Raw genomic sequence first — 20,563 nt, 5'->3', positions numbered from 1 at the left:
CGGGACCCGGAGGACCCACTCTCGACGGTATTCGAGAATTGTTGTCGCCAATATACGATTTTACCGCCGACGTTTCAAGCGCCCCGAGAAGACTTCGCCGAGACGCGGGGTCAGGCGCGCGAAAACACCAGGATCGCAGCGGCCAGATCTTCGAGTGCCGTTCCGACCGATTTGAACAGCGTGATCTGGTCGTAGAAGCGGCGGCCGGCCTTCTCGCCGCGTGTCAGCTCGAAGAGGTCCGCGGTGATATCGTCTGCCGTTAAGATGCCGCTTTCGAGCGGCTGCGCGATGTCGCCCGCTTCCTTCATCGCCCCCTCGCGCGTGTCGACGAAGACGCGGGCACGGCGGATGGCGTCGTCGTCGGTTTCGCGCATCTCCGGGCGGAAACCACCGACGAGGTCGAGATGGGCGCCGGGCTTGAGCCATTCGCCCTTGACGATCGGATGGTTCGACAAGGTAGCGCAGGAGACAATGTCGGCGCCGCGCACGGCGCCTTCCAGATCTTCGGTGAAATGCGGACGGTAGCGCCGTGGGCGCAGCCTTTCGGCAAGCCGCTCCGCTTTTTCAGGGCGTCGGTTCCAGATTAGCACTTCCTCGATCGGGCGCACGGCCGCATGCGCTTCGATGAGGTAGGGGGCAAGGGCTCCGGCCCCCACCATCAACAGGCGCTTGGCATCCGGCCTGGCGAGATAGGAGGCGGCGAGCGCGGAAGCTGCCGCCGTGCGCCAGACCGTCAGCGCAGACCCGTCGATGACGGCGAGCGGCTCGCCGCTCTTGCCGGAAAAGAGAAGATAGACCCCGGCGACGGCCGCCTTGCCGCGGCTCGCATTGTCGGGAAAGACCGTGACGATCTTGACGCCGACATAGCCGCGCTCGGAATGACCCTGCTGGTCGAAGTCGTTCCACGACGGCATGAGAAGCAGCGTCGCTTCCGCCTGATCGGGAAACTGGATCGAATGATGGTGGCGGACCGGTGTCACCACCCCTTGCCGAAAGGCGCTTCTCAGCGTTTCGATGAGCTCGGGAAAGGTGAGGACATCCGCGATATCCGCTGCGGGAATGACGCGCATCACAAGATCCGCCGTCAGGCGCGCGGCGCCGGCCCTGCCAGAAGGCCGGCATTTTGATGTGCCTGCCGTTCCGATTTGTCGGCGCGAGCCCGAAGCGCCGCCGCTTCATGCCGCTTTTCGCGGGCCTGTCGACGATATTTGCGCTGCCCGTTCCACATGACGATGCCGCCGCAGATGGCGCCGAGGGCAAAGGCCGCGAACGCCACCTGATACAAGGCCAGCTCGACCCTGAGAACGGGATCGTCGGCGTCGAACGGGTTGAGCCTGAGCGCCACCGTCTGATCGTTGGCGACGGCGAGAAGCGCGATCACCACCAGGATCGGAAGAAGGATGATCCACTTGATGAGCCAAGCGAGCTGTTGCATCGCCTTATTCGTCTCCGCCGTTGAGCCTGATCCGCATTTCCTTACCGGTCTTGAAGAATGGCACGTATTTCTCCGATACGGAAACGGCTTCCCCAGTGCGGGGGTTGCGGCCGGTGCGAGCAGGCCGGTTCTTCACAGAAAATGCGCCGAAACCCCTGAGTTCGACACGGTCGCCGCGGCACAGCGCCTCGACGATTTCTTCCAGAATGGCGTTCACGATCGCCTCCACATCCCGTTGATAGAGATGCGGATTTTTGTCCGCGAGCTTCTGTACGAGTTCTGACTTGATCACCGCCGGCCCCCTAGCGACCTGATCTTATTGAAGAATTACCCTGCCAAACGGATACGAGCCCGTCAACAGCGAGACGCTGCGGCAGAGTTCCCAAAAGCGCCTGAAACTGGTCCTCGAGACCGAGCGCCTTCATCACCACCGCCGCCCCGGCGGTGGTGAGACCGGAGAAAGTCCCCTCATCCTTCTCCCAGTCGTTGAGTGGCAGGTCGGCAGAGACGTTGCGCTCTGCCGAAAGCCACGCTTTGGCTTCGTCTTCGCCCCCGACGGCATCGATCAGGCCGTTTTCGACCGCCTGGCGTCCGGTGAAGATGCTGCCGTCGGACAACCGGCGCGCGACATCGGGCTGAAGATTGCGACGCTCCGCCACGAGGCCAACGAACCAGTCATACGAGCTGTCGATGACCGACTGCACCATGGCGAGCGCTTCCGGGCTCGGCGCCTCGAACGGTGTCGGTTCGCCTTTGAGCGGGCTGCTCTTCACCTCGACGTAATTGACGCCGAGCTTGTCGAGAAGGTTTTCGACCGTCGCGAATTGCAGGATCACCCCGATCGAGCCGGTCAGAGCTGTCTCGCGCGCCACGATATGATCCGCGCCGATTGCCGTCATATAGGCGGCAGAGGCTCCGAGACCCTCGATCGTTGCGACCACCGGCTTCTTTTGCGCCGCATCGCGCACGGCCTTGTAGAGCGCTTCGCCCCCGGAGGCCGCGCCGCCGGGTGAATCGATGCGCAGGATAATGGCTTTCACGCTGTCTGTGTCGGCCGCCTGCTCCAGGAGATCCACCGCGTCGGGGCGCGTCGGGATGAAGCCCTCCACCGAGATGCGTGCGATCTGGTCGCTGGACCCGCCGACGACACCGGATTGCCGCACGAAAAACGCCACCGCGGCGATCGCCACGACGAAGGCGACGACCCGCCAGAAACTGGCGCGACGCCGCAAACGGCGGCGCTCGATAAGATCCTCAGTGTCCATCCGGTACTCCTTCGGGGCGAGGTAGCAGCAGCCAGACACCGCCGCAAGCGCTCCCATGCATTTCTGGCCGCTACATATTCGTCAATCCGCAAGCGTCGCGGCTTGGGAATCTTGGGGCCTTCTGCCCGGTCGATGTGGCGTCGGCGCGGCGCTGTCGTTAAGCTTCGCGCATGCCGATCGCTTCTGCCACAAAAACCGCTCCGGTGTCCTCTCCGGAGCCCCACCCTGACGAGACTGCCCTCAAGGAGGCGCCAGCGCCGAAGCTGACGCCGATGATGGAGCAATATATCGAGATCAAGGCGGCCAATCCGGATTGCCTCCTGTTCTATCGCATGGGCGATTTCTACGAGCTCTTTTTCGACGATGCGGAGAAGGCCTCGCGCTGCCTCGGCATCGCGCTGACGAAGCGCGGCAAGCATCTCGGAGAGGATATCCCCATGGCCGGCGTGCCGGTGCACGCGGCTGACGATTATCTACAGAAGCTGATCGCCTCCGGGTTCCGCGTGGCCGTCTGTGAACAAACGGAAGATCCGGCGGAAGCCCGGCGCCGCGGCTCCAAATCCGTCGTTCGACGTGAGGTGACGCGTCTCGTCACGCCCGGCACGCTCACCGAAGAGACGTTGCTCGACGCCAGGCGCAACAACTTTCTGGCGGCCGTCAGCCGGATCCCGGCCTCCGACGGGGAGGCCCCGGCCCATGCGCTTGCCTGGATCGATATTTCGACCGGCGAGTTCTGCGTCACGACGGTGCCGGCGGGCGGGCTGGAGCGCTGTCTTGCGCGGCTCGAGCCGAGCGAAGTGCTCGTCGTCGACAAGCTGGCGAGCGATCAGGCGCTCTCCTCGGCCGTCGCCCTCGTCGGGGCCACTTTGTCGCCGCTGCCAGCCTCCTTTTTCGAGCCCGGGACGGCCGGCGCACGCATCACGACCTATTTCGGCGTCGCCTCGCTCGACGGTCTCGGCGATTTCTCGCGCGCCGAGACGGCGGCGGCCGCGGCCATTCTCGCTTATGTCGAAAAGACTCAGATCGCGGCGCGTCCGCCGATCGCGCCGCTCCGCCGCGAGCATGACGGCGCGGCGATGCGCATCGATGCGGCCACCCGGGCCAATCTCGAGCTTTTCCGCACGCTGCATGGCGAGAAGAAAGGGTCGCTGATCGAGGCGATCGACCGCACGGTGACGCCCGCAGGCTCCCGTCTTCTCGCGCAGCGTCTGGCGAGCCCGTTGACGGATCCGGCCGCGGTCAATCTTCGTCTCGACAGCGTCGCGACGCTTCTCGACGAAGACGCGCTCAGAACCAGACTGCGGCGCGTTCTCAGTGAGGCACCTGATATTCTGCGCGCCCTCACGCGCCTGACCCTGGACCGAGGCGGTCCTCGCGATCTTGCCGCACTCTCCTCCGGCCTGCGGGTCGCTCTGTCTTTGTCGGATCTCTTGTCCGAGCTCGATTTGCCTTTAGAATCAGAGCTTAAGAAGATCGCCGGCGTTCTGTCAGAGGCGCCTCGCGAATTCAGTCAGTCGGTCGACTCAGCACTTGCCGAGGAACTGCCGCTCCTCAAGCGGGACGGCGGTTTCGTGCGTGCGGGTTTCTCGTCCGACCTCGACGAACTGCGGCTTCTCCGCGATGAGAGCCGCCGCATTATCGCCTCGCTGCAGAAGGAATACAGCGACGCGACAGGTGTGCGCGGCCTCAAGATCCGCCACAACAACGTGCTCGGCTATTTCGTCGAGGCGAGCGCCGCCCAGGCCGCACCCCTGCAGAAGGAGGAATCGGGCTTCATCCACCGCCAGACGCTCGCCAATGCGATGCGCTTTACGACGCCGCGGCTGGGAGAGTTGGAGCGTGAGATTGCTTCCGCCGCCGACCGGGCGCTGGCGATCGAGTTGCAGATTTTCGCCGATCTCGCGCAGGCGGCCGGAGCGCTTGCCGGTGATATCCGCCGGACGGCCGAGGCGCTGGCGGCTCTCGATGTCGCCGCAGGCTTCGCCGAGTTTGCGGCGGCGGAAAACTGCGTTCGCCCCCATATCGATGCCAGCCGCGCCTTTATCGTAGAAGAGGGGCGCCATCCCGTCGTGGAACAGGCGCTCCGCCGCTCGGGCGACAGCTTCGTCGGCAATTCCTGCCATCTGGGCAACGCCGACGACGAGACAGGCCGCATCTGGCTCGTCACCGGTCCGAATATGGCGGGCAAGTCGACCTTTCTTCGCCAGAATGCCCTCATTGCGATCCTCGCCCAGACTGGCGCCTATGTGCCGGCAAAGGCCGCGCATATCGGCGTCGTAGACGGGCTTTTTTCGCGCGTCGGGGCTGCCGACGATCTCGCCCGCGGCCGCTCCACCTTCATGGTGGAGATGATCGAGACGGCGGCGATCCTCAATCAGGCGGGCCCCGGAGCCCTCGTCATTCTCGACGAGATCGGGCGTGGCACGGCGACATTCGACGGCCTCTCCATCGCCTGGGCGGCGGTTGAACATCTGCACGAGCAGAATCGCTGCCGGACGCTCTTTGCCACCCATTATCACGAGCTCACCGCGCTCTCCGGCAAGCTTCCCCGCCTCGACAACGCCACGATGCGGGTGAAGGAATGGAAGGGCGATGTGGTGTTCCTGCACGAGGTCGTCGCCGGCGCGGCCGATCGTTCTTACGGCATCCAGGTCGCAAAACTCGCTGGCCTGCCCTCGCCGGTCATCGCCCGGGCTCGTGTCATCCTCGACAGGCTCGAGGCGGCCGACCGCAAGTCCAGCCCGGCGGAGTTGTTGAACGACCTGCCACTCTTCGCCGCAAGACCGGGGCGCGTCGAGATCGATGAAGAAACCACGAAGTTGTTGGCTTATATTGACGGGCTCGACCCGGACGAGCTCAGCCCAAGGCAGGCTCTCGACCAATTGTTTGAACTGAAACGCCTGCGTCGATCGGCAAAGATATGAGCGTGACTGAGACCGAACTCCGTTCTGCGATAGATCTCGATTTTTCCCGCTACGCGGATTTGCCGATCGATCCCGAGCGATTGGCCGAGGTGTTTCGTGCGCCTCTTGCGGAAGGCGATCCCGCGCGGTCTGATGCTCGGGCGCAGCTTCTTGCCGGGCTCAAAGCCGCCCTCGGCGAGGCGCGCGCCAAAGTGCGCGAGGATCTGGAGGAGGACGGCAAGGGGGTTAGGGCCGCACAGAGGCTTTCGACCTTCTTCGACGCCATGATCGTGGCTCTCGTCGATTTCGGCGGCCTTGTTTATCCGGCGAGCAATCCTTCTTCCGCCGAGCGGCTCACGGTTGCCGCCGTCGGCGGCTACGGCCGCGGCACGCTTGCGCCCGGCTCCGACATCGATCTGCTGTTTCTGTTTCCTTATAAATCCACCGCCTGGTCGGAGAGCGTGACGGAATTCGTTCTCTACATGCTGTGGGATCTCGGCCTCAAAGTGGGTCACGGAACCCGCACGGTGACCGAATCGATCCGCATGGCCAGGCAGGATATGACCGTGCGCACGGCGCTTCTGGAGGCGCGCTTCCTCTGCGGCGAAGACAGCCTGTTCAAGGATCTACAGGAGCGCTTCAACAAGGAAGTGGTGGCAGGCACGGCGCCGGAATTTATCGCTTCCAAGCTCGCAGAGCGCGATTCCCGGCATGCGCGCATCGGCACATCACGCTATCTGGTCGAGCCGCATGTCAAGGAAGGCAAGGGCGGCCAACGCGATCTGCAGACGCTCTATTGGATCGGCAAATACGTCTATCAGACGCATGCCGGTGGCGAGGCGCTCGTCGAAGCTGGCCTCTTGAGCCGCGCCGAAAACCGTCTCTTCCGCAAATGCGACGACTTCCTCTGGGCGGTGCGCTGTCATCTGCATTTCATCACCGGCCGGGCGGAGGAACGCCTCTCCTTCGATCTCCAGCCCGAGCTCGCCCGAAGGCTCGGCTACACCCGGCATCCCGGGCTCAAAGCCGTCGAACGCTTCATGAAGCACTATTTTCTCGTGGCGAAGGACGTGGGCGACCTGACGCGCATCGTCTGTGCGGCCCTCGAAGAGCGCCAGCAGAAGAAGGAGGCGCGCCTCAACCGTCTCCTGCGGACGTTCAAAGTGCGGCGGCAGGAGGCCGCTTTTCTCGGCGACTTTTACGTCGAGAACAACCGGCTGCGCGAGCGTGACGAAGCCGTCTTCACCCGCGATCCGGTCAATCTCATCCGCGTTTTTCATTATGCTGCGGAAGGCAGCCACGCCTTTCACCCCGATACGGTGCGCCTCATCACGAAGTCGCTGCGCCTGATCGGGCCGGATCTGCAGAACGATCCGGAAGCGAACCGTCTTTTCCTTTCGATCCTCTGTTCGGGAGAGAATACGGAGGTCATTCTGCGGCAGATGAACGAGACCGGGGTGCTCGGGAAGTTCCTGCCGGAGTTCGGCCGCATCGTCGCGATGATGCAGTTCAACATGTATCACCACTTCACGGTGGATGAGCATCTGATCCGCACGATCGGAACGCTCGCCGCTTTGGAAAGCGGGCGCCTCACCGAAGATTTGCCGCTGTGCACGGATTTCCTGCCGGAGATCGCAGACAAGACGGTGCTCTACGTGGCGCTGCTTCTGCACGACATCGCCAAGGGACGGGTGGAAGATCATTCCATCGCCGGGGCCCGCATTGCCCGAAAGGTCGGCCCGCGGCTCGGTCTCACCGCCCACCAGACGGAAACCGTCGCCTGGCTCGTGGAGCAGCACCTCACGATGTCGATCACGGCGCAGTCGCGCGATCTTGCCGATCGACGCACCATCATGGACTTCGCCAAGGTGGTGCAGACGACGGAGCGTTTGAAGCTGCTCCTGATCGTCACCGTCTGCGATATCCGGGCCGTTGGACCGGGTGTCTGGAACGGCTGGAAAGGCCAGCTTCTGCGCACGCTCTACAACGAGACCGAGCTGATCCTGACCGGCGGCCATTCCAAGATAGCCCGCAACGAGCGCATCGCCCGCGCCCGCGCCGAGCTCTCCGCCAAGCTTTCAGACTGGCCACAGGAGGAGCGCGAACGCCTGCTCGAACTGCATTACCCGGCCTACTGGCTGCGCACGGCGCTGGAAGACCAGGTCCGGCATGCCGAGTTCATCCGCCGCACGGGCGATGGCAACCGGCCTTTCGCTCACGAAGTGACGGTGCGCGATTTCGAGGCTGTCACCGAGATTTCCATCCTGACGCCCGACCATCCGCGGCTGCTCGCTTTGATGGCCGGGGCGTGCTCGGCGACGGGTGCGAACATCGTCGACGCGCAAATCTTCACCACCACGGACGGTCGCGCACTCGATACCATCGTCGTCTCCCGCGCTTTCGAGGCGGATGCGGATGAGAGGCGGCGCGCCGAGCGGGTCGCAGCCCTGATCGAACAAGCGCTGGCCGGCCATGTGCATCTTCCCGACATGCTCGCCAAGCGGCGCGAAGGTCCGGCGAAGCAGGATGCCTTCACCATCGAGCCCGACGTCAAGATCGACAATTCTCTCTCTGACCGGTTCACGGTGATCGAGATCGCCTGTCTCGATCGCATCGGGCTTCTCTACGATCTGACGCGGGTGATCGCCGATCTCAGTCTCGACATCGCCTCCGCCCACATCGCCACCTTCGGCGAACGCGCGGTCGATACGTTCTACGTGACCGATCTTCTCGGCCAGAAAATCACGGCGCAGGCGCGCCAGAAGCGCATCCGGCGCGAACTCGTTGCCATCATCGAAGGCGCTGCCGCGGATGCGGCGGCCTTGGCGGCCTCTTGAGAGCGGCCTCCTTGCTTCTCTTCTCCCCTCTGCGCTTTTTTACAGAATGAGCCGCCGCCCGTGAGCCTCGTCAAAAAATTCGTCTCCGTCGGCGGCGCCACGCTCGCCAGCCGGGTTCTCGGTTTCGTCCGGGAGATGTTGATCGCTGCGGCTCTCGGCGCCGGGCCGGTGGCCGATGCCTTTTACGCCGCCTTCCGGTTTCCAAACCTGTTTCGCAGGCTCTTTGCAGAAGGCGCCTTCAACGCGGCTTTCGTGCCGCTTTATTCGCGCACGCTCGAAGGCGACGGGGAGGATCGGGCCCGCCTGTTCGCAGAGGATGTGCTGGCGGCGCTCATGTTCGTGCTTCTCGCACTCACCGCCCTCGTGATGGTGGCCACCCCGCTCATCGTCACCATTCTGGCGCCGGGCTTCCGTGAGGATCCCGCAAAGTTCACCCTGACGATCGAGCTCTTCAGGGTGATGTTTCCCTATCTCGTCTTGATGTCGCTGACGGCGATGGTGACGGGCGTCTTGAACGCCCACCGCACGTTTTTCATTCCCGCACTCGCCCCCGTCCTTCTGAACGTCACCACGATCGCCGCGCTTGCCGTCACCTTCTTAAAGGACATGAGCGGCCCCGAGGTTGGCCGAATTCTTTCCTGGTCGGTGCTGGTGGCGGGTGTGCTGCAGCTCCTCATGGTCGCCTGGGCGGCGCGGCGCATCGGTTTCCATATGCGCCTGAAACGGCCCAGGCTGACACCGAGCGTGAAGCGGCTTCTCTGGCTTGCTGCACCTGCCGCCGCCGCCGGCGGCATCACCCAGATCAATCTCTTCATCGGCCAGATCATCGCCTCCACCAAGGCGGGCGCCATTTCGATCCTGCAATATGCCGACAGGCTCTATCAGCTGCCGCTTGGCGTGGTGGGGATCGCGATCGGCGTCGTCCTCCTGCCGGAACTGTCGCGCACCTTGAAGGCGGAGCATTTTCGCGAGGCGACGCATGTGCAGAACCGGGCGCTCGAATTCGCCTTCTTCCTGACGCTGCCGGCAGCCGCCGCGCTGATCGCCATCCCCGAAACGCTGGTGAGTGTGCTTTTCGAGCGCGGTGCCTTTTCCGTGGAGACGCGAGAGGCGACGGCCGCAGCCCTGCGCGTCTTCGGTTTCGGACTGCCCGCCTTCGTCCTCGTGAAGGTGTTCACGCCCGGGTATTTCGCCCGCGAGGACACCAAGACGCCGATGATGTTCTCCGCCATCGCCGTTTCGATCAACGTGGCGCTCGCTCTCACGCTTTTTCCGATTTTTGCCGAGGCGGGGATCGCGACCGCCGAGGCGGTTTCCGGCTGGACCAACATCACGCTGCTCATACTGACGTTGCGCCGTCGGGGCCATTGGACCGTCGACAGTGCCGTTCTGCGCCGGACGCCACGCATTGTCGCAGCATCGGCCGTTCTGGGCGGCGTGCTCTACGTCGGCGCCCTCTGGCTCGCGTCGCTGATGGCGCCGGGCGAACCCTTCCTCGTGCGTTTTGGTCTGCTGCTCGGCTTATGCGGCGTTGCCGCCGCCGTTTACTTCGCCGTGGCGCATCTGATCGGGGCGGCGGATCTGCGTGTGCTCGCCGGTCTCATGCGGCGCAGGGCTGCGTGAAGCGGCCTTGCGTGGTGGTGATCGAGCGGCGATAACGGCATCCGAAATTCCCACCGTTTCCTTCGGACAATCCCCATGACAAGCCATCCACACCGTGTCTTTTCCGGCATGCAACCGACCCATTCGCTGCATCTCGGCAATTATCTCGGAGCCATGGTGAACTGGGTGAAGATGCAGGAGACGCACGATTGCATCTATTGCGTCGTCGATCTCCACGCCATCACCCTGTGGCAGGATCCGAAGGAGCTGCGCTCCAACATTCGCGAACTGACCGCTGCCTATATCGCCGGCGGCGTCGATCCCGAGCGCTCGATCATCTTCAATCAATCGGCCGTGGCGGCTCACGCCGAGCTTGGCTGGGTGTTCAACTGCGTCGCCCGCATGGGCTGGCTCAATCGCATGACGCAGTTCAAGGAGAAGGCGGGCAAGGATCGCGAGAACGTTTCCACGGGCCTCTTCGTCTATCCCAACCTGATGGCCGCCGACATTCTCGTCTACCGGGCCACGCATGTGCCGGTCGGCGAGGATCAGAAGCAGCATCTGGAACTCGCCCGCAACATTGCGCAGAAGTTCAACAACGATTTCGCCGAATCGATCGCCGCTCACGGCTTTGCAGAGGAGTTTTTCCCGCTGCCGGAGGCGTTCATCACGGGGCCGGCGACGCGCGTCATGAGCCTGCGCGATGGCACCAAGAAGATGTCGAAGTCGGACCCGTCCGATTATTCGCGCATCAACATGACCGACGACGCCGATGCGATCTCCCAGAAGGTGCGCAAGGCGCGCACCGATCCGGAGCCGCTTCCCTCTGAGCTCGAGGGTCTCAAGGATCGTGCCGGTGCCGAAAACCTCGTCGGGATTTATGCGGCACTCGCCGGCATCAGCAAGGAGGCCGTGCTCGCCGAATATGGCGGACAGGGCTTTGCCGCCTTCAAGCCGGCGCTCGCCGATCTTGCGGTTGCTCGCCTCGCGCCGATCGCCGACGAGATGCGGCGCTTGCTCGCCGATCCGGCCGAGATCGACGCGCTGCTCGCCCGTGGCGCCGACAGGGCGCGCGCCATTGCCGATCCGATCATGGACGAGGTGAAGGACGTGGTCGGGCTCTTGCGGCCGCAGGCCAAGAGCGGGCCTGCCGCATGACGGCGACGCCGCGCTTGCTGACAGCTCCCGCCAATGGCAGCATGAGTGCATGATGCGGCCGAGACGCGCCCGGGCAGAGGGCCACAAGCGGAAATTCCTGGTGGTGATCGACGACACGCCGGAATGCGTGCGCGCGATGCGCTATGCCGCAAAGCGTGCGGAGCGCACCAACGGCGCCGTTACCATGCTTTTCGTCACGGAGCCCGGTGATTTCCAGCACTGGCTGGGCGTCGAAGAAGTGATGCGTGCCGAAGCCATGGAAGAGGCGGAGAATATTCTTGGGCGCTTCGCCTCGCGCATGGCCGACATGTCGCGGATCGAGCCCGAGCTCGTCATCCGCGAAGGCAAGCGGGCCGACGAGATCCGCAAGCTCATCGAAGAAGACGAGGACATCGCCATTCTCGTTCTCGCCGCCTCCGGCGGTTCGGAAGGACCTGGCCCGCTCGTCTCCTCGATTGCGCAAAAAGGCGGTGCCGCATTCCCGATTCCGGTCACGATCGTTCCGGAAAACCTCTCAGACGAGGTGATGGACGAGATCGTCTGACGGTCTTGTTCCTGCTTTGATCTTCGACCTTCCCTCCGGGAAGGACAAAACAAAAACATCCGCCAACATCCTGAGATATCGGACGTTCTTCATCGAGAATCAGACGATTTCCACAGCTTTACCACAAGCTGTGGAAGATCTCGTTGGGTTCAACGCCGCAACTGACCGCCGGTTGCCTTCTCCACGGCCTGGACGACTCGGCTGGAGACTGCCTCGATCTCTGCTTCCGTCAATGTGCGGTCTTCGGGCGTTAGTGTCACTTCGATGGCGATCGACTTGTAGCCTTCGCCGATTGCCGCGCCTCTGAAGACGTCGAAGACGTTGACCTGGCTAATCAGGCTCTTTTCTGCGCCCTTGGCCGCACGCACGAGCTTTTCTGCGGGAACATTGTCTTCGATGACGAAGGCGAAGTCGCGCCGGACAGCCTGGTAGCCCGAAATCTTCAACGCCGCGCGTGCGGCACGCTGTGATTTCGGCACCGGAATGGCGTCGATGTCGATCTCAAAGCCGACGAGCGGTCCCGAGACATCGAAAGCCTCCAGGATATGGGGATGAAGTTCACCGAAGGTCGCGAGTTTGTTCTTCGGGCCGAGAGTGACCGTGCCGACACGCCCTGGATGATACCACTCGGGCCCTTCGGCCTGCACCTGCACCTTGTCGACCGGTGCGCCGAGAAGTTCGAGAACTGCGAGCACGTCCGCTTTGGCGTCGAAGAGATCGACGCCCCGCGGGGCCTGAAGCGCGCTGCGCGGTCCGGTGACGCCGAGGCGGATACCCGTGGCGTGGAGGCGTTCATCCTCCGGGCGGTCGCCTGGATAGACCTGTCCCACTTCGCAAAGCGCTTGCGTTTCCGTGCCACGATCGGCGTTCCTGGAAGCGGCAGCGATCAATCCGGCAAGCAGCGACGGCCGCATATCGGACAGCTCCGTCGAAATCGGATTATCGAGGGCGAGGAGGTCTTCGCCGCCGCCGAAGAGACGCGCCTGATCGGACGGCAGGAAGGACCAGGTCACGGCCTCGTTAAAGCCGCGCGAGGCAAGTGCGCGGGCCGCCTTGAACCGGCGCCGTTGCTGCACGGAGAGCTTCGGCTTCGTGACGGCATCGGTGCGCGGCAGCATAACGTGAGCGATTTTCTCAAGCCCGTGGATGCGCACGATCTCTTCCACGAGATCCGCCTCGCCATTGACGTCCGGACGCCATGAGGGAATCGCTGCGACGATCTCTTCGTCGGTCCCGGCAACGGCGAAGCCGAGGCTTTCCAGAATATCGACCTGGGTCCGTGGTGCGATCTCGACGCCAGCGAGCGTCGTCACGCGGTTCATGCGCAGACGCGCATTGGCGTTTCGAAGCGGCGCTTCGCCGGCGATGACGATCTCGGAGGCTTCGCCCCCGCACATGTCGAGGATGAGGCGGGTGGCGATCTCCGCGCCCGGCTCGGTGAAGGCCGGGTCGATGCCGCGCTCGAAGCGGTAACGGGCATCGGACAGAAGATTGAGCTTGCGTCCGGTGGAGGCGGTGCGGATCGGATCGAAATAGGCCGATTCCAGAAACACGTCCGTCGTCGTCTCGCTGACGCCGGACACCTCGCCGCCCATGACGCCGGCAAGTCCTTCAGGTCCTGCGTCGTCGGCAATCACCGTCATCGTCTCGTCGAGCGAATAGGTGCGCCCGTCGAGTGCCTCGATGGTCTCGCCGGGCTTTGCCAGGCGCGCATGGATCGTGCCTTTGACTTTGGCGGCATCGAAGACGTGCAGCGGCCGGCCATAGGCGATGGTCATGTAATTGGTGACGTCGACAAGCGCCGAGATCGGCCGAAGCCCGATCGCCCGAAGCCGCTTTTGCATCCAGGCGGGAGAGGGACCGTTCTTGACGCCGCGGATATAGCGGCCGACGAAATGCGGGCAGGGGCTCGTATCGTCTCCGTCGAAACGGAGTTCGACGCCGATCGGGCTCTTGAAGGCTCCCTCGACCGGTGCCGCCTCGAGCGGCTTCAGCGTGCCCATCCCGGCTGCGGCGAGGTCTCGGGCAATGCCGTAGACGCCGAGAGCGTCGGGCCGGTTCGGTGTGACGCCGATATCGATGACGGGGTCGTCGAGCCCCGCCCAGGTCGCATAGGGCGTGCCAACCGGCGCGTCGTCGGGAAGGTCGATGATGCCCTCATGATCGTCGGAGAGCATCAATTCGCGTTCCGAGACCAGCATGCCGTTCGAGGCCTGGCCGCGCAGATTGCCGGCCTTGAGCTCGATGCCCGTGCCTGGAACGTAAGAGCCGACAGGCGCGAAAACGCCGATCATGCCGGTGCGGGCATTGGGTGCCCCGCAGACCACCTGAATAGCCTCGCCCGTTCCCGGATCGACCTGACAGACGCGCAGCCTGTCGGCGTTCGGATGCTGCTTGGCTTCGAGCACCTTTGCGATGACGAAGGGCTTCAGCGCATCGGCCGGATTGGTGAGGCTTTCAAGCTCGAGACCGATCATGGTGAGCTTGTCGGCGATCTCCTCTGCCGAAGCGTCGGTGTCGAGGAAGGATTTGAGCCAGGAGAGAGTGAATTTCATGTTCGTCTTCGTCGCGATCGTTGCCGATCCCTAGACGCCTCTGCCGCACCAGGCAAGGTCGGCAGGCAGGCGAGGTGTCGCGACAGCAACGAAGAGCGACCGAGAAACGCTTGTCGGCAGGGTTCGGGAAGGCGCGATCCGTGCCGGGGAGAGCCTCTCTGTCATCATGAAAACCGGCGTCGTCTGCAGGCGACGCCGGTTTTCTGGTGTTCCGTTGGAGCAGCGGCCAAATCTCAGCGCGTGCATGCGCTCGAGTGTCGGCTCACCGCAGCAGTTTTGAAAGGCCGGAGAGGGCGGCCGAACTCCGCCGCCCTGGGCTGCTGGGCTCAGGCGGCCTGCGCCGTTTCCAGAAACTTTGAGATGTCGCCCTGCAGCCGGCCGAGCTCCCTGTCGAGGGTGTCCTTCGCCATCTTGACCCGATGGGCGACATTGGCGGCGTTCGTCGTGGAGGAATTGAGGATCTCCATGCTCTCCACCACCGAGCGCGCATTGTCCGCGGTCTGATTCACGTTGTTGGCGATATCGGCGGTGGCCGCGTTCTGCTCTTCGACTGCGGCCGAGATCGCCGTGGCCGTCTCGCTCACTTCCTCGATGATGCGGCTGATGTCGCCGATGGAATCTTCCGTCTCCTGCGTCGCGGACTGGATGGCGGTGACGAGCCCGACGATCTCCGTGGTCGCCTTGGCGGTCTGCCCGGCGAGCGCTTTCACCTCCTGGGCGACGACGGCAAAGCCTTTGCCGGCCTCGCCGGCACGGGCGGCCTCGATCGTGGCGTTCAGCGCCAGGAGATTGGTTTGCGACGCGATCTGGTTGATGAGATCGACGACGGCGCCGATCTGGCGCGCATGCCCGGCGAGCCCAGAGACCGATTGTCTCGTCGTCTTGGTGCCGACAACCGCACTTGAGACGATTTTCGCCGAGCGTCCGGCATGTTCGGCGATTTCGCGGACGGAGGCGGCGAGCTGTTCGGCGGCCGCCGCGCCTGCCTGCATGTTCGAGGCCGTCTGTTCTGCCGCGGCCACCACCTGTGTCGCAAGCGCGCTCGCCGATCCGGTCGTACCGTCAAGGGTTTCCGCACTCGTCGACAGGTCGAGATTGGCCTGGCGCGACACCGAGAGGCTTTCTTCCACGGCTACCGAGAAGGCCGTGATCGCCTCGGCGAGCGCAGCCCCGCGGCGCTGGCGCTCCTCGATGAGGACCTCTTCATAGACGGAGATGGCGATGTCCATGTCGAGCATCACCGCCTTGTTCATCGTGGTCAGCCAGTGGTTGCGGGTGCGGCGACCGACCCGGCCCAGCGACGTGATATGGCGGACGAGTTCGTTGAGAACGAAGGCGTAACCGCCGATATACCAGCGTGGCTCGAGCCCGATTTTATGATGAATGAGGCCGATGCGCCGAATGGAGGCGAAATAGGCATCGTCGAAGGCACCCGAAAAGAGGTGCCCCCAATGCCCGGCCTGGAGACCGACGAGCCGATCCTGCTTGTTGCCCATCATCTCCTTCAGATGCGGGACCTTGCCGACATGGTCGTAGAACCGGTGAATGATTCCCGGCAGAGCCGGTTCGATCAGCGGCCACATCGCGTGCAGCTGATCGCGCTCCTCTTGTCCGATGTTGAGAAAGGAGAGCCGCTCACGCAGCGCGGATTCTGTTTCCATAATGTGATTTCCCATCGCTCTCCGCCGGGGGGAAGGGCGGACTGCGCGGGAAAAATGCACATCGGCAGGTTGTGCGAAGCTTGCGACGCGACCAGAGGAGGAGTTTTACTGGATCACTTCGAATAGACAGCGTCGACACGAACCGCTGCGCCGGTGCGAACGGTCCAATTGCCCACAGTGACGGCGTCCTCGGACGCCGATGAGGGAGCCGGCGCAGTCTGGCAGGCTGTAAGGCTGAGGATCAGGCAGAAGAGGGGGAGAAGTCGCACCCCCTGGTGCTTCAACTCAAGCCCTCGGCAACGCTCGGCATGTCGAGCGCGGCAAAGCCATAATGCCGGAGCCATCTGAGATCCGCCTCGAAGAAGGCGCGCAGATCCGGAATGCCGTATTTCAGCATGGCGATGCGGTCGAGCCCCATGCCGAAGGCGAAGCCCTGATACTTTTCAGGGTCGAGACCGCCGGCACGGATCACGTTCGGATGGACCATGCCGGAGCCCAGAATCTCCAGCCAGTCATCGCCCTCGCCGATCTTCAGCTCCCCGCCCTCCCAATGGCAGCCGATATCGATCTCCATCGAAGGTTCGGTGAAGGGAAAATGCGACGGGCGGAAACGCATCTTCACGTCGTCCACCTCGAAGAAGGCTTTGCAGAAGGCTTCCAGCGTGCCCTTCAGATGGCCCATATGCGTGGTCTCGTCGATGACGAGACCCTCGATCTGATGGAACATCGGCGTGTGCGTGCGATCGGAATCGGAGCGGAAGGTGCGTCCCGGCGCAATGATGCGGATCGGCGGCGTCTCGTTTTCCATCGTGCGGATCTGCACGGGCGAGGTGTGCGTGCGCAGCACCATGCGCGAGCCGTCTTCCTTCGGCTTCAGATAGAAGGTGTCCATCTCCTGCCGGGCCGGATGCTCCGGCGGAATGTTAAGCGCGCCGAAATTGTACCAGTCGCTCTCAATGTGCGGCCCCTCGGCGACCGAGAAACCCATATCGGCGAAGATGGCGATCACTTCCTGCCAGACCTGCGTGGTCGGGTGGATGGTGCCGCGCTGTTCGGGACGTGCCGGCAGCGTGACGTCGATCGTCTCGCTCTTCAGCCGCTGTGTCAGCGCCTTCTCTTTCAAAACGCTGCGCCGCGCCTCGATCTTCTCGGTGATGCGCGCCTTGAGGCCGTTGAGGGCGGGGCCTGCGACCTGGCGCTCCTCCGGCGTCATCTTGCCGAGCCCTTTGAGGCGTTCCGAGACGACACCTTTCTTGCCGAGCGAGGCGATGCGCGCGTCTTCCAGCGCCGCCTCGTTCTCTGCGGTGTCGATGCGCTCGAGGATATCGCGCTCCAGCGCGACGAGATCGTTGTCTTCGGTCATGGTGGGAACCGCTCTAGCGTCATCGCGCGCCGGAGAAAAGACCTCTCGCTTTTCTGACGCAAGCGTGGGCGGTTCGGAAACCGCCGCAACGAAAAAGGGCGGCCCGTGGCCGCCCTTGGATATCGAATGCTTGAACCGGCGTCAGCGGACGGCGGCCTCGAACTCGTTCGGCGTATGGTCCTTGAGATAAGCGAGCGCATCCTTCGCCTTGTTGGCGAGTGCCGTGAACGCTTCCGGCTCATGGATGGCGATATCGGACAGGACTTTGCGGTCGACTTCGATGCCCGCCTTGCTGAGCCCGTCGATCAGGCGACCATAGGTGAGACCGTTGAGGCGCGCAGCGGCATTGATGCGCTGGATCCACAAAGCGCGGAAATTGCGCTTCTTCGCGCGCCGATCGCGATAGGCGTACTGGTTGGCCTTTTCCACCGCCTGCTTGGCGGCGCGGAAGGTCGACTTGCGACGGCCATAATAGCCCTTCGCCTGCTTGATGACCTTTTTGTGCCTGGCGTGAGCCGTCACGCCGCGTTTCACACGTGCCATGATCCGCTCTCCTTAACGCTGGTAGGGCATGTATTTTTTGACGATCTTCGTATCCTGGTCGCTGAGCACCATCGTGCCCCGCGCGCTGCGGATGAATTTCGTCGTGCGCTTGATCATGCCGTGGCGCTTGCCGGCCGCGCCCACTTTGATCTTGCCGGAGGCGGTAAATTTGAAGCGCTTTTTAGCGCCCGCTTTCGTTTTCATCTTGGGCATTTTGCTCTCCTTTCCATAAGGAAGAGGCCCCGCCGGATGCGGAGCCCATCCCTGATCGGCTCATGTATGAGCTTTCTGGATCGCCACGGCATGCCCAATCCGCCCGAAGGCAGATAGCCGGGCGATCCGGCAGGCGCGCTTATAGATAAGCGCAAAATTAAAGGCAAGGGCGCCGCCCCTGCCGATTGTCACGAGAGGATCACTGCGGCTCCGCCGAGCCGTCAGCCGCCGCAAGCCGATGATGCGGCGGCCCGGCAACAGACATGCCGCACGCCGCCATAACCCCGGTTCTCGCTCGAAAGAAGCTGCCCGACCGCCGCACGCAGGCAAGATGGCCTTGCGGGGGCGTAGGGCCGGGTCTTTCGGTTATGCCTCGGCTGCCGCCTGAGCCGTCTGCCGATCGGTATCGTCCTCCGACTCCGTCTCGTTCGCCTCATCGGCGTCGAGCTCGGGATCTTCGGCCTCCATCTCAGGCTCTTCGGCGTCATCCGATGCGTTGCCGTCCCGCTGCGCGGCGAGGCGTTCCTCGCGCTTGCGAGCCTTCTCGGCTTCCTTCTGCGCCTTTTGCAGAGCGGCGATCTTCCGCGGATCAGGGCCCAGGATCATGATCATCTGGCGACCTTCCATCTTGGGGGCATGTTCCACCCTGGAAAGGTCTTCCAGCTCGTCACGAACCTGGTTGAGGACTTGCAGCCCGAGTTCCTGGTGCGCCATTTCGCGCCCACGGAAGCGCATCGTCACTTTGACCTTGTCGCCGTCCTCGACGAAGCGGCGCGCATTGCGCATTTTCACTTCGTAATCGTGCGTGTCGATGTTCGGCCGCATCTTCACTTCTTTGACGTCGACGGTCTTCTGCTTCTTGCGCGCCTCAGAGGCTTTCTTCTGCGAGATGTATTTGAACTTGCCGTAGTCCAGAATCTTGCAGACGGGCGGTCGCTGATTGGGCGAGATCTCGACGAGATCAAGCCCCGCTTCCGCGGCGATGGCCTTGGCCTCGTCCGTGGAAATGACGCCGTGATTAGTGCCTTCATGATCGATCAACTGGATCTCGGGAAGCCGGATCTCGTCGTTGACGCGGGGCCCCTCCTTCACCGGAGGTGGCGCACGATGGGGTCTGCGAATGGTCAGCTCTCCTTATATAATTGCTGTCTTGCAGGCTTGGAGCGGGCTCGCAAGCCGCGCTGGGCGGGCATAATAGCATTTCGAGACGTAAATCGGAACGCAGGGCCGAGAAAAACCTCATCGAAACAAGGTCGCAGGGCCAACCCGCCGGAATCTGTCCTAGGTTTTTGCGCCTCTCGACAGAACTTCTTCGTAAAGCGCCAGCGTCTCCCGGGTCATCGCATCGAGGGAAAAACGCGACGCGTGGGATCTGGCGCGTCGTGCCAGATCGTCGATCTCCAGATGGGTAAGGGAAAGCGCGTGGTCAAGGGCGGCAGCAAGTGCTGTGGCATCGCCCGCCGGCACGCGCCAGCCGGTTCTCTCCGCCTCTCCGGCCTCCGGCGGGGCGAGCACCGTCTCCCGCGACGGACCGAGATCGGTGACGATGGCGGGGACGCCCATGGCCTGAGCTTCGACCGCGAAGCGCCCGAAGGCTTCCGCCTCGACGGAGGCGACGACCGCCACCGAGGCGAGCGCAAGCGCTGCCGGCACGTCGTCGCAATGACCGGGAATGCGCACGCGTTCGCTGAGCCCCGCCTCCGAAACCTGCCGGCGCAGCCCGGCGAGATAGGCTTCTCGGCCTTGCGCGTCGCCGGCCAGGACCAGCAGAAAATCCTTGCTCTTTGCAAGCCGCGCCGCCGCCTCGATCAGGGTCGGCTGGCCCTTCCATTGCGTGATGCGCGCCACGTTGAGGATGACCGGCCGGTCCGCCGGCAAATCCCAGGCCTGACGCAACGCCGCGATGCGCACCTCTGGCACGGCGGCCGGGTCGAAACGGGCAAGATCGGTGCCTCGGTAAATCGTGCGAATGCGCTCCCGCGGCGTGCCATGGCGCTGCATGATGATGCGGGCGGTGAAATCGGAATTGGCGATGACCTCCGTCCCGCGGGCCATCACGGAATTGTAGAGGCCTTTGACAGCGCCGTTCTGATTGTAGATGCCGTGATAGGTGGTGACGAACGGCACCCCGGTCATGCGGCAGGCGAGAAGCGCCGACCAGGCTGGCGCGCGGCTGCGGGCATGAACGAGGTCGACCTTCTCCCTGCGGATCAGAGCGGCGAGACGGCGGGCATTGGCGGCCATCACGAAAGGGTTCTTCGAGGCGACCGGCAGCCGCACCACTTCCCCGCCCTTCGCCTGCAGCTCTTCTTCCATGCGCCCGCCTTCGCTGGCGACGAGGGCTCGCCCTCCGCTCTCGACGACGGCCGCGGCCATGTCGACGGCGGTGCGCTCTGCGCCGCCGGTTTCGAGCTGGGGGATTACCTGCAGGATGGTTTTTGGCATGAACGAAAGAGGCTGTGGACGGGTTGACGCCGGCACGGG

At 63.6% G+C, this 20,563-nt stretch carries 15 protein-coding genes and 1 pseudogene; 5 read left to right on the top strand and 11 right to left on the bottom strand.

What is annotated here, in order from left to right; all coding sequences use genetic code 11:
- Positions 1 to 110 precede the first annotated feature (110 nt).
- From lhpI to sppA, 4 genes are read right to left on the bottom strand one after another with little or no spacing between them, the layout of a single operon-like run.
- Complete coding sequence (lhpI, locus tag EO094_RS00510; protein ID WP_128290414.1) at positions 111 to 1,070, bottom strand: bifunctional Delta(1)-pyrroline-2-carboxylate/Delta(1)-piperideine-2-carboxylate reductase; 960 nt, start codon at positions 1,068 to 1,070, stop codon at positions 111 to 113.
- A gap of 14 nt (positions 1,071 to 1,084) precedes the next feature.
- Positions 1,085 to 1,435, bottom strand: a complete 351-nt coding sequence (locus EO094_RS00505) for a lipopolysaccharide assembly protein LapA domain-containing protein (RefSeq protein WP_128290413.1) — start codon at positions 1,433 to 1,435, stop codon at positions 1,085 to 1,087.
- A gap of 4 nt (positions 1,436 to 1,439) precedes the next feature.
- Entirely contained in the window at positions 1,440 to 1,727 is a 288-nt protein-coding gene (gene ihfB, locus EO094_RS00500; RefSeq protein ID WP_128290412.1) for an integration host factor subunit beta, read from the bottom strand.
- 10 nt (positions 1,728 to 1,737) lie between these two features.
- Positions 1,738 to 2,700, bottom strand: a complete 963-nt coding sequence (gene sppA / locus EO094_RS00495; RefSeq protein ID WP_128290411.1) for a signal peptide peptidase SppA — start codon at positions 2,698 to 2,700, stop codon at positions 1,738 to 1,740.
- A 170-nt stretch (positions 2,701 to 2,870) separates the two neighbouring features.
- On the opposite strand from sppA, the gene mutS reads away from it, so the two are divergent.
- The 5 genes from mutS (at position 2,871) to EO094_RS00470 (ending at position 11,744) form a co-directional block, all read left to right on the top strand.
- A complete protein-coding gene (gene mutS, locus EO094_RS00490) occupies positions 2,871 to 5,624 on the top strand; it encodes a DNA mismatch repair protein MutS (protein ID WP_425455815.1) in 2,754 nt (917 codons plus the stop codon).
- Positions 5,621 to 8,440 (top strand): [protein-PII] uridylyltransferase, encoded by a 2,820-nt coding sequence (locus EO094_RS00485; RefSeq protein WP_128290410.1) that lies wholly within the window; start codon positions 5,621 to 5,623, stop codon positions 8,438 to 8,440. Before mutS ends, EO094_RS00485 begins: the two co-directional genes overlap by 4 nt.
- A gap of 60 nt (positions 8,441 to 8,500) precedes the next feature.
- On the top strand, positions 8,501 to 10,063 hold the full coding sequence (gene murJ, locus EO094_RS00480) for a murein biosynthesis integral membrane protein MurJ (protein ID WP_128290409.1): 1,563 nt from the start codon (positions 8,501 to 8,503) through the stop codon (positions 10,061 to 10,063).
- A 75-nt stretch (positions 10,064 to 10,138) separates the two neighbouring features.
- Entirely contained in the window at positions 10,139 to 11,200 is a 1,062-nt protein-coding gene (trpS, locus tag EO094_RS00475) for a tryptophan--tRNA ligase (RefSeq protein WP_128290408.1), read from the top strand.
- A 49-nt stretch (positions 11,201 to 11,249) separates the two neighbouring features.
- Complete coding sequence (locus EO094_RS00470; protein WP_128290407.1) at positions 11,250 to 11,744, top strand: universal stress protein; 495 nt, start codon at positions 11,250 to 11,252, stop codon at positions 11,742 to 11,744.
- A gap of 149 nt (positions 11,745 to 11,893) precedes the next feature.
- Here the strand turns inward: EO094_RS00470 and pheT are convergent, their stop codons facing one another.
- The 7 genes and pseudogenes from pheT to EO094_RS00435 all read right to left on the bottom strand — a co-directional run bounded on the left by pheT (position 11,894) and on the right by EO094_RS00435 (position 20,524).
- Entirely contained in the window at positions 11,894 to 14,299 is a 2,406-nt protein-coding gene (gene pheT / locus EO094_RS00465; RefSeq protein ID WP_128290406.1) for a phenylalanine--tRNA ligase subunit beta, read from the bottom strand.
- Between the two features lie 326 nt (positions 14,300 to 14,625).
- On the bottom strand, positions 14,626 to 15,960 hold the full coding sequence (locus EO094_RS00460; RefSeq protein ID WP_128290405.1) for a globin-coupled sensor protein: 1,335 nt from the start codon (positions 15,958 to 15,960) through the stop codon (positions 14,626 to 14,628).
- A gap of 280 nt (positions 15,961 to 16,240) precedes the next feature.
- Positions 16,241 to 17,323, bottom strand: a complete 1,083-nt coding sequence (gene pheS / locus EO094_RS00455; RefSeq protein WP_128290404.1) for a phenylalanine--tRNA ligase subunit alpha — start codon at positions 17,321 to 17,323, stop codon at positions 16,241 to 16,243.
- Positions 17,324 to 17,464: 141 nt separating this feature from the next.
- Entirely contained in the window at positions 17,465 to 17,866 is a 402-nt protein-coding gene (rplT, locus tag EO094_RS00450) for a 50S ribosomal protein L20 (protein WP_128290403.1), read from the bottom strand.
- Positions 17,867 to 17,878: 12 nt separating this feature from the next.
- On the bottom strand, positions 17,879 to 18,079 hold the full coding sequence (gene rpmI / locus EO094_RS00445; protein WP_128290402.1) for a 50S ribosomal protein L35: 201 nt from the start codon (positions 18,077 to 18,079) through the stop codon (positions 17,879 to 17,881).
- Between the two features lie 591 nt (positions 18,080 to 18,670).
- Positions 18,671 to 19,201: pseudogene (gene infC / locus EO094_RS00440) on the bottom strand (translation initiation factor IF-3); the annotation flags it as partial.
- A 159-nt stretch (positions 19,202 to 19,360) separates the two neighbouring features.
- Positions 19,361 to 20,524, bottom strand: coding sequence for a glycosyltransferase family 4 protein (locus tag EO094_RS00435; protein ID WP_128290400.1), 1,164 nt, complete (start codon positions 20,522 to 20,524; stop codon positions 19,361 to 19,363).
- Between the last annotated feature and the right edge of the window lie 39 nt (positions 20,525 to 20,563).

It is taken from the genome of Afifella aestuarii, from assembly GCF_004023665.1.
Classification (GTDB): domain Bacteria; phylum Pseudomonadota; class Alphaproteobacteria; order Rhizobiales; family Afifellaceae; genus Afifella; species Afifella aestuarii.
The sequence above is the reverse complement of the archived record's forward strand: the minus strand, read 5'-3'. Positions and strand labels throughout refer to the sequence as shown.

Excerpts from the sequence above, each read along its gene's own strand:
- pheT (WP_128290406.1), bottom strand. The coding sequence starts at position 14,299 with ATGAAATTCACTCTCTCCTGGCTCAAATCCTTCCTCGACACCGACGCT.
- EO094_RS00505 (WP_128290413.1), bottom strand. The coding sequence starts at position 1,435 with ATGCAACAGCTCGCTTGGCTCATCAAGTGGATCATCCTTCTTCCGATC.
- trpS (WP_128290408.1), top strand. The coding sequence starts at position 10,139 with ATGACAAGCCATCCACACCGTGTCTTTTCCGGCATGCAACCGACCCAT.
- EO094_RS00460 (WP_128290405.1), bottom strand. The coding sequence starts at position 15,960 with ATGGAAACAGAATCCGCGCTGCGTGAGCGGCTCTCCTTTCTCAACATC.
- rpmI (WP_128290402.1), bottom strand. The coding sequence starts at position 18,079 with ATGCCCAAGATGAAAACGAAAGCGGGCGCTAAAAAGCGCTTCAAATTT.
- lhpI (WP_128290414.1), bottom strand. The coding sequence starts at position 1,070 with ATGCGCGTCATTCCCGCAGCGGATATCGCGGATGTCCTCACCTTTCCC.
- EO094_RS00470 (WP_128290407.1), top strand. The coding sequence starts at position 11,250 with ATGATGCGGCCGAGACGCGCCCGGGCAGAGGGCCACAAGCGGAAATTC.
- pheS (WP_128290404.1), bottom strand. The coding sequence starts at position 17,323 with ATGACCGAAGACAACGATCTCGTCGCGCTGGAGCGCGATATCCTCGAG.
- EO094_RS00485 (WP_128290410.1), top strand. The coding sequence starts at position 5,621 with ATGAGCGTGACTGAGACCGAACTCCGTTCTGCGATAGATCTCGATTTT.
- EO094_RS00435 (WP_128290400.1), bottom strand. The coding sequence starts at position 20,524 with ATGCCAAAAACCATCCTGCAGGTAATCCCCCAGCTCGAAACCGGCGGC.
- mutS (WP_425455815.1), top strand. The coding sequence starts at position 2,871 with ATGCCGATCGCTTCTGCCACAAAAACCGCTCCGGTGTCCTCTCCGGAG.
- sppA (WP_128290411.1), bottom strand. The coding sequence starts at position 2,700 with ATGGACACTGAGGATCTTATCGAGCGCCGCCGTTTGCGGCGTCGCGCC.
- rplT (WP_128290403.1), bottom strand. The coding sequence starts at position 17,866 with ATGGCACGTGTGAAACGCGGCGTGACGGCTCACGCCAGGCACAAAAAG.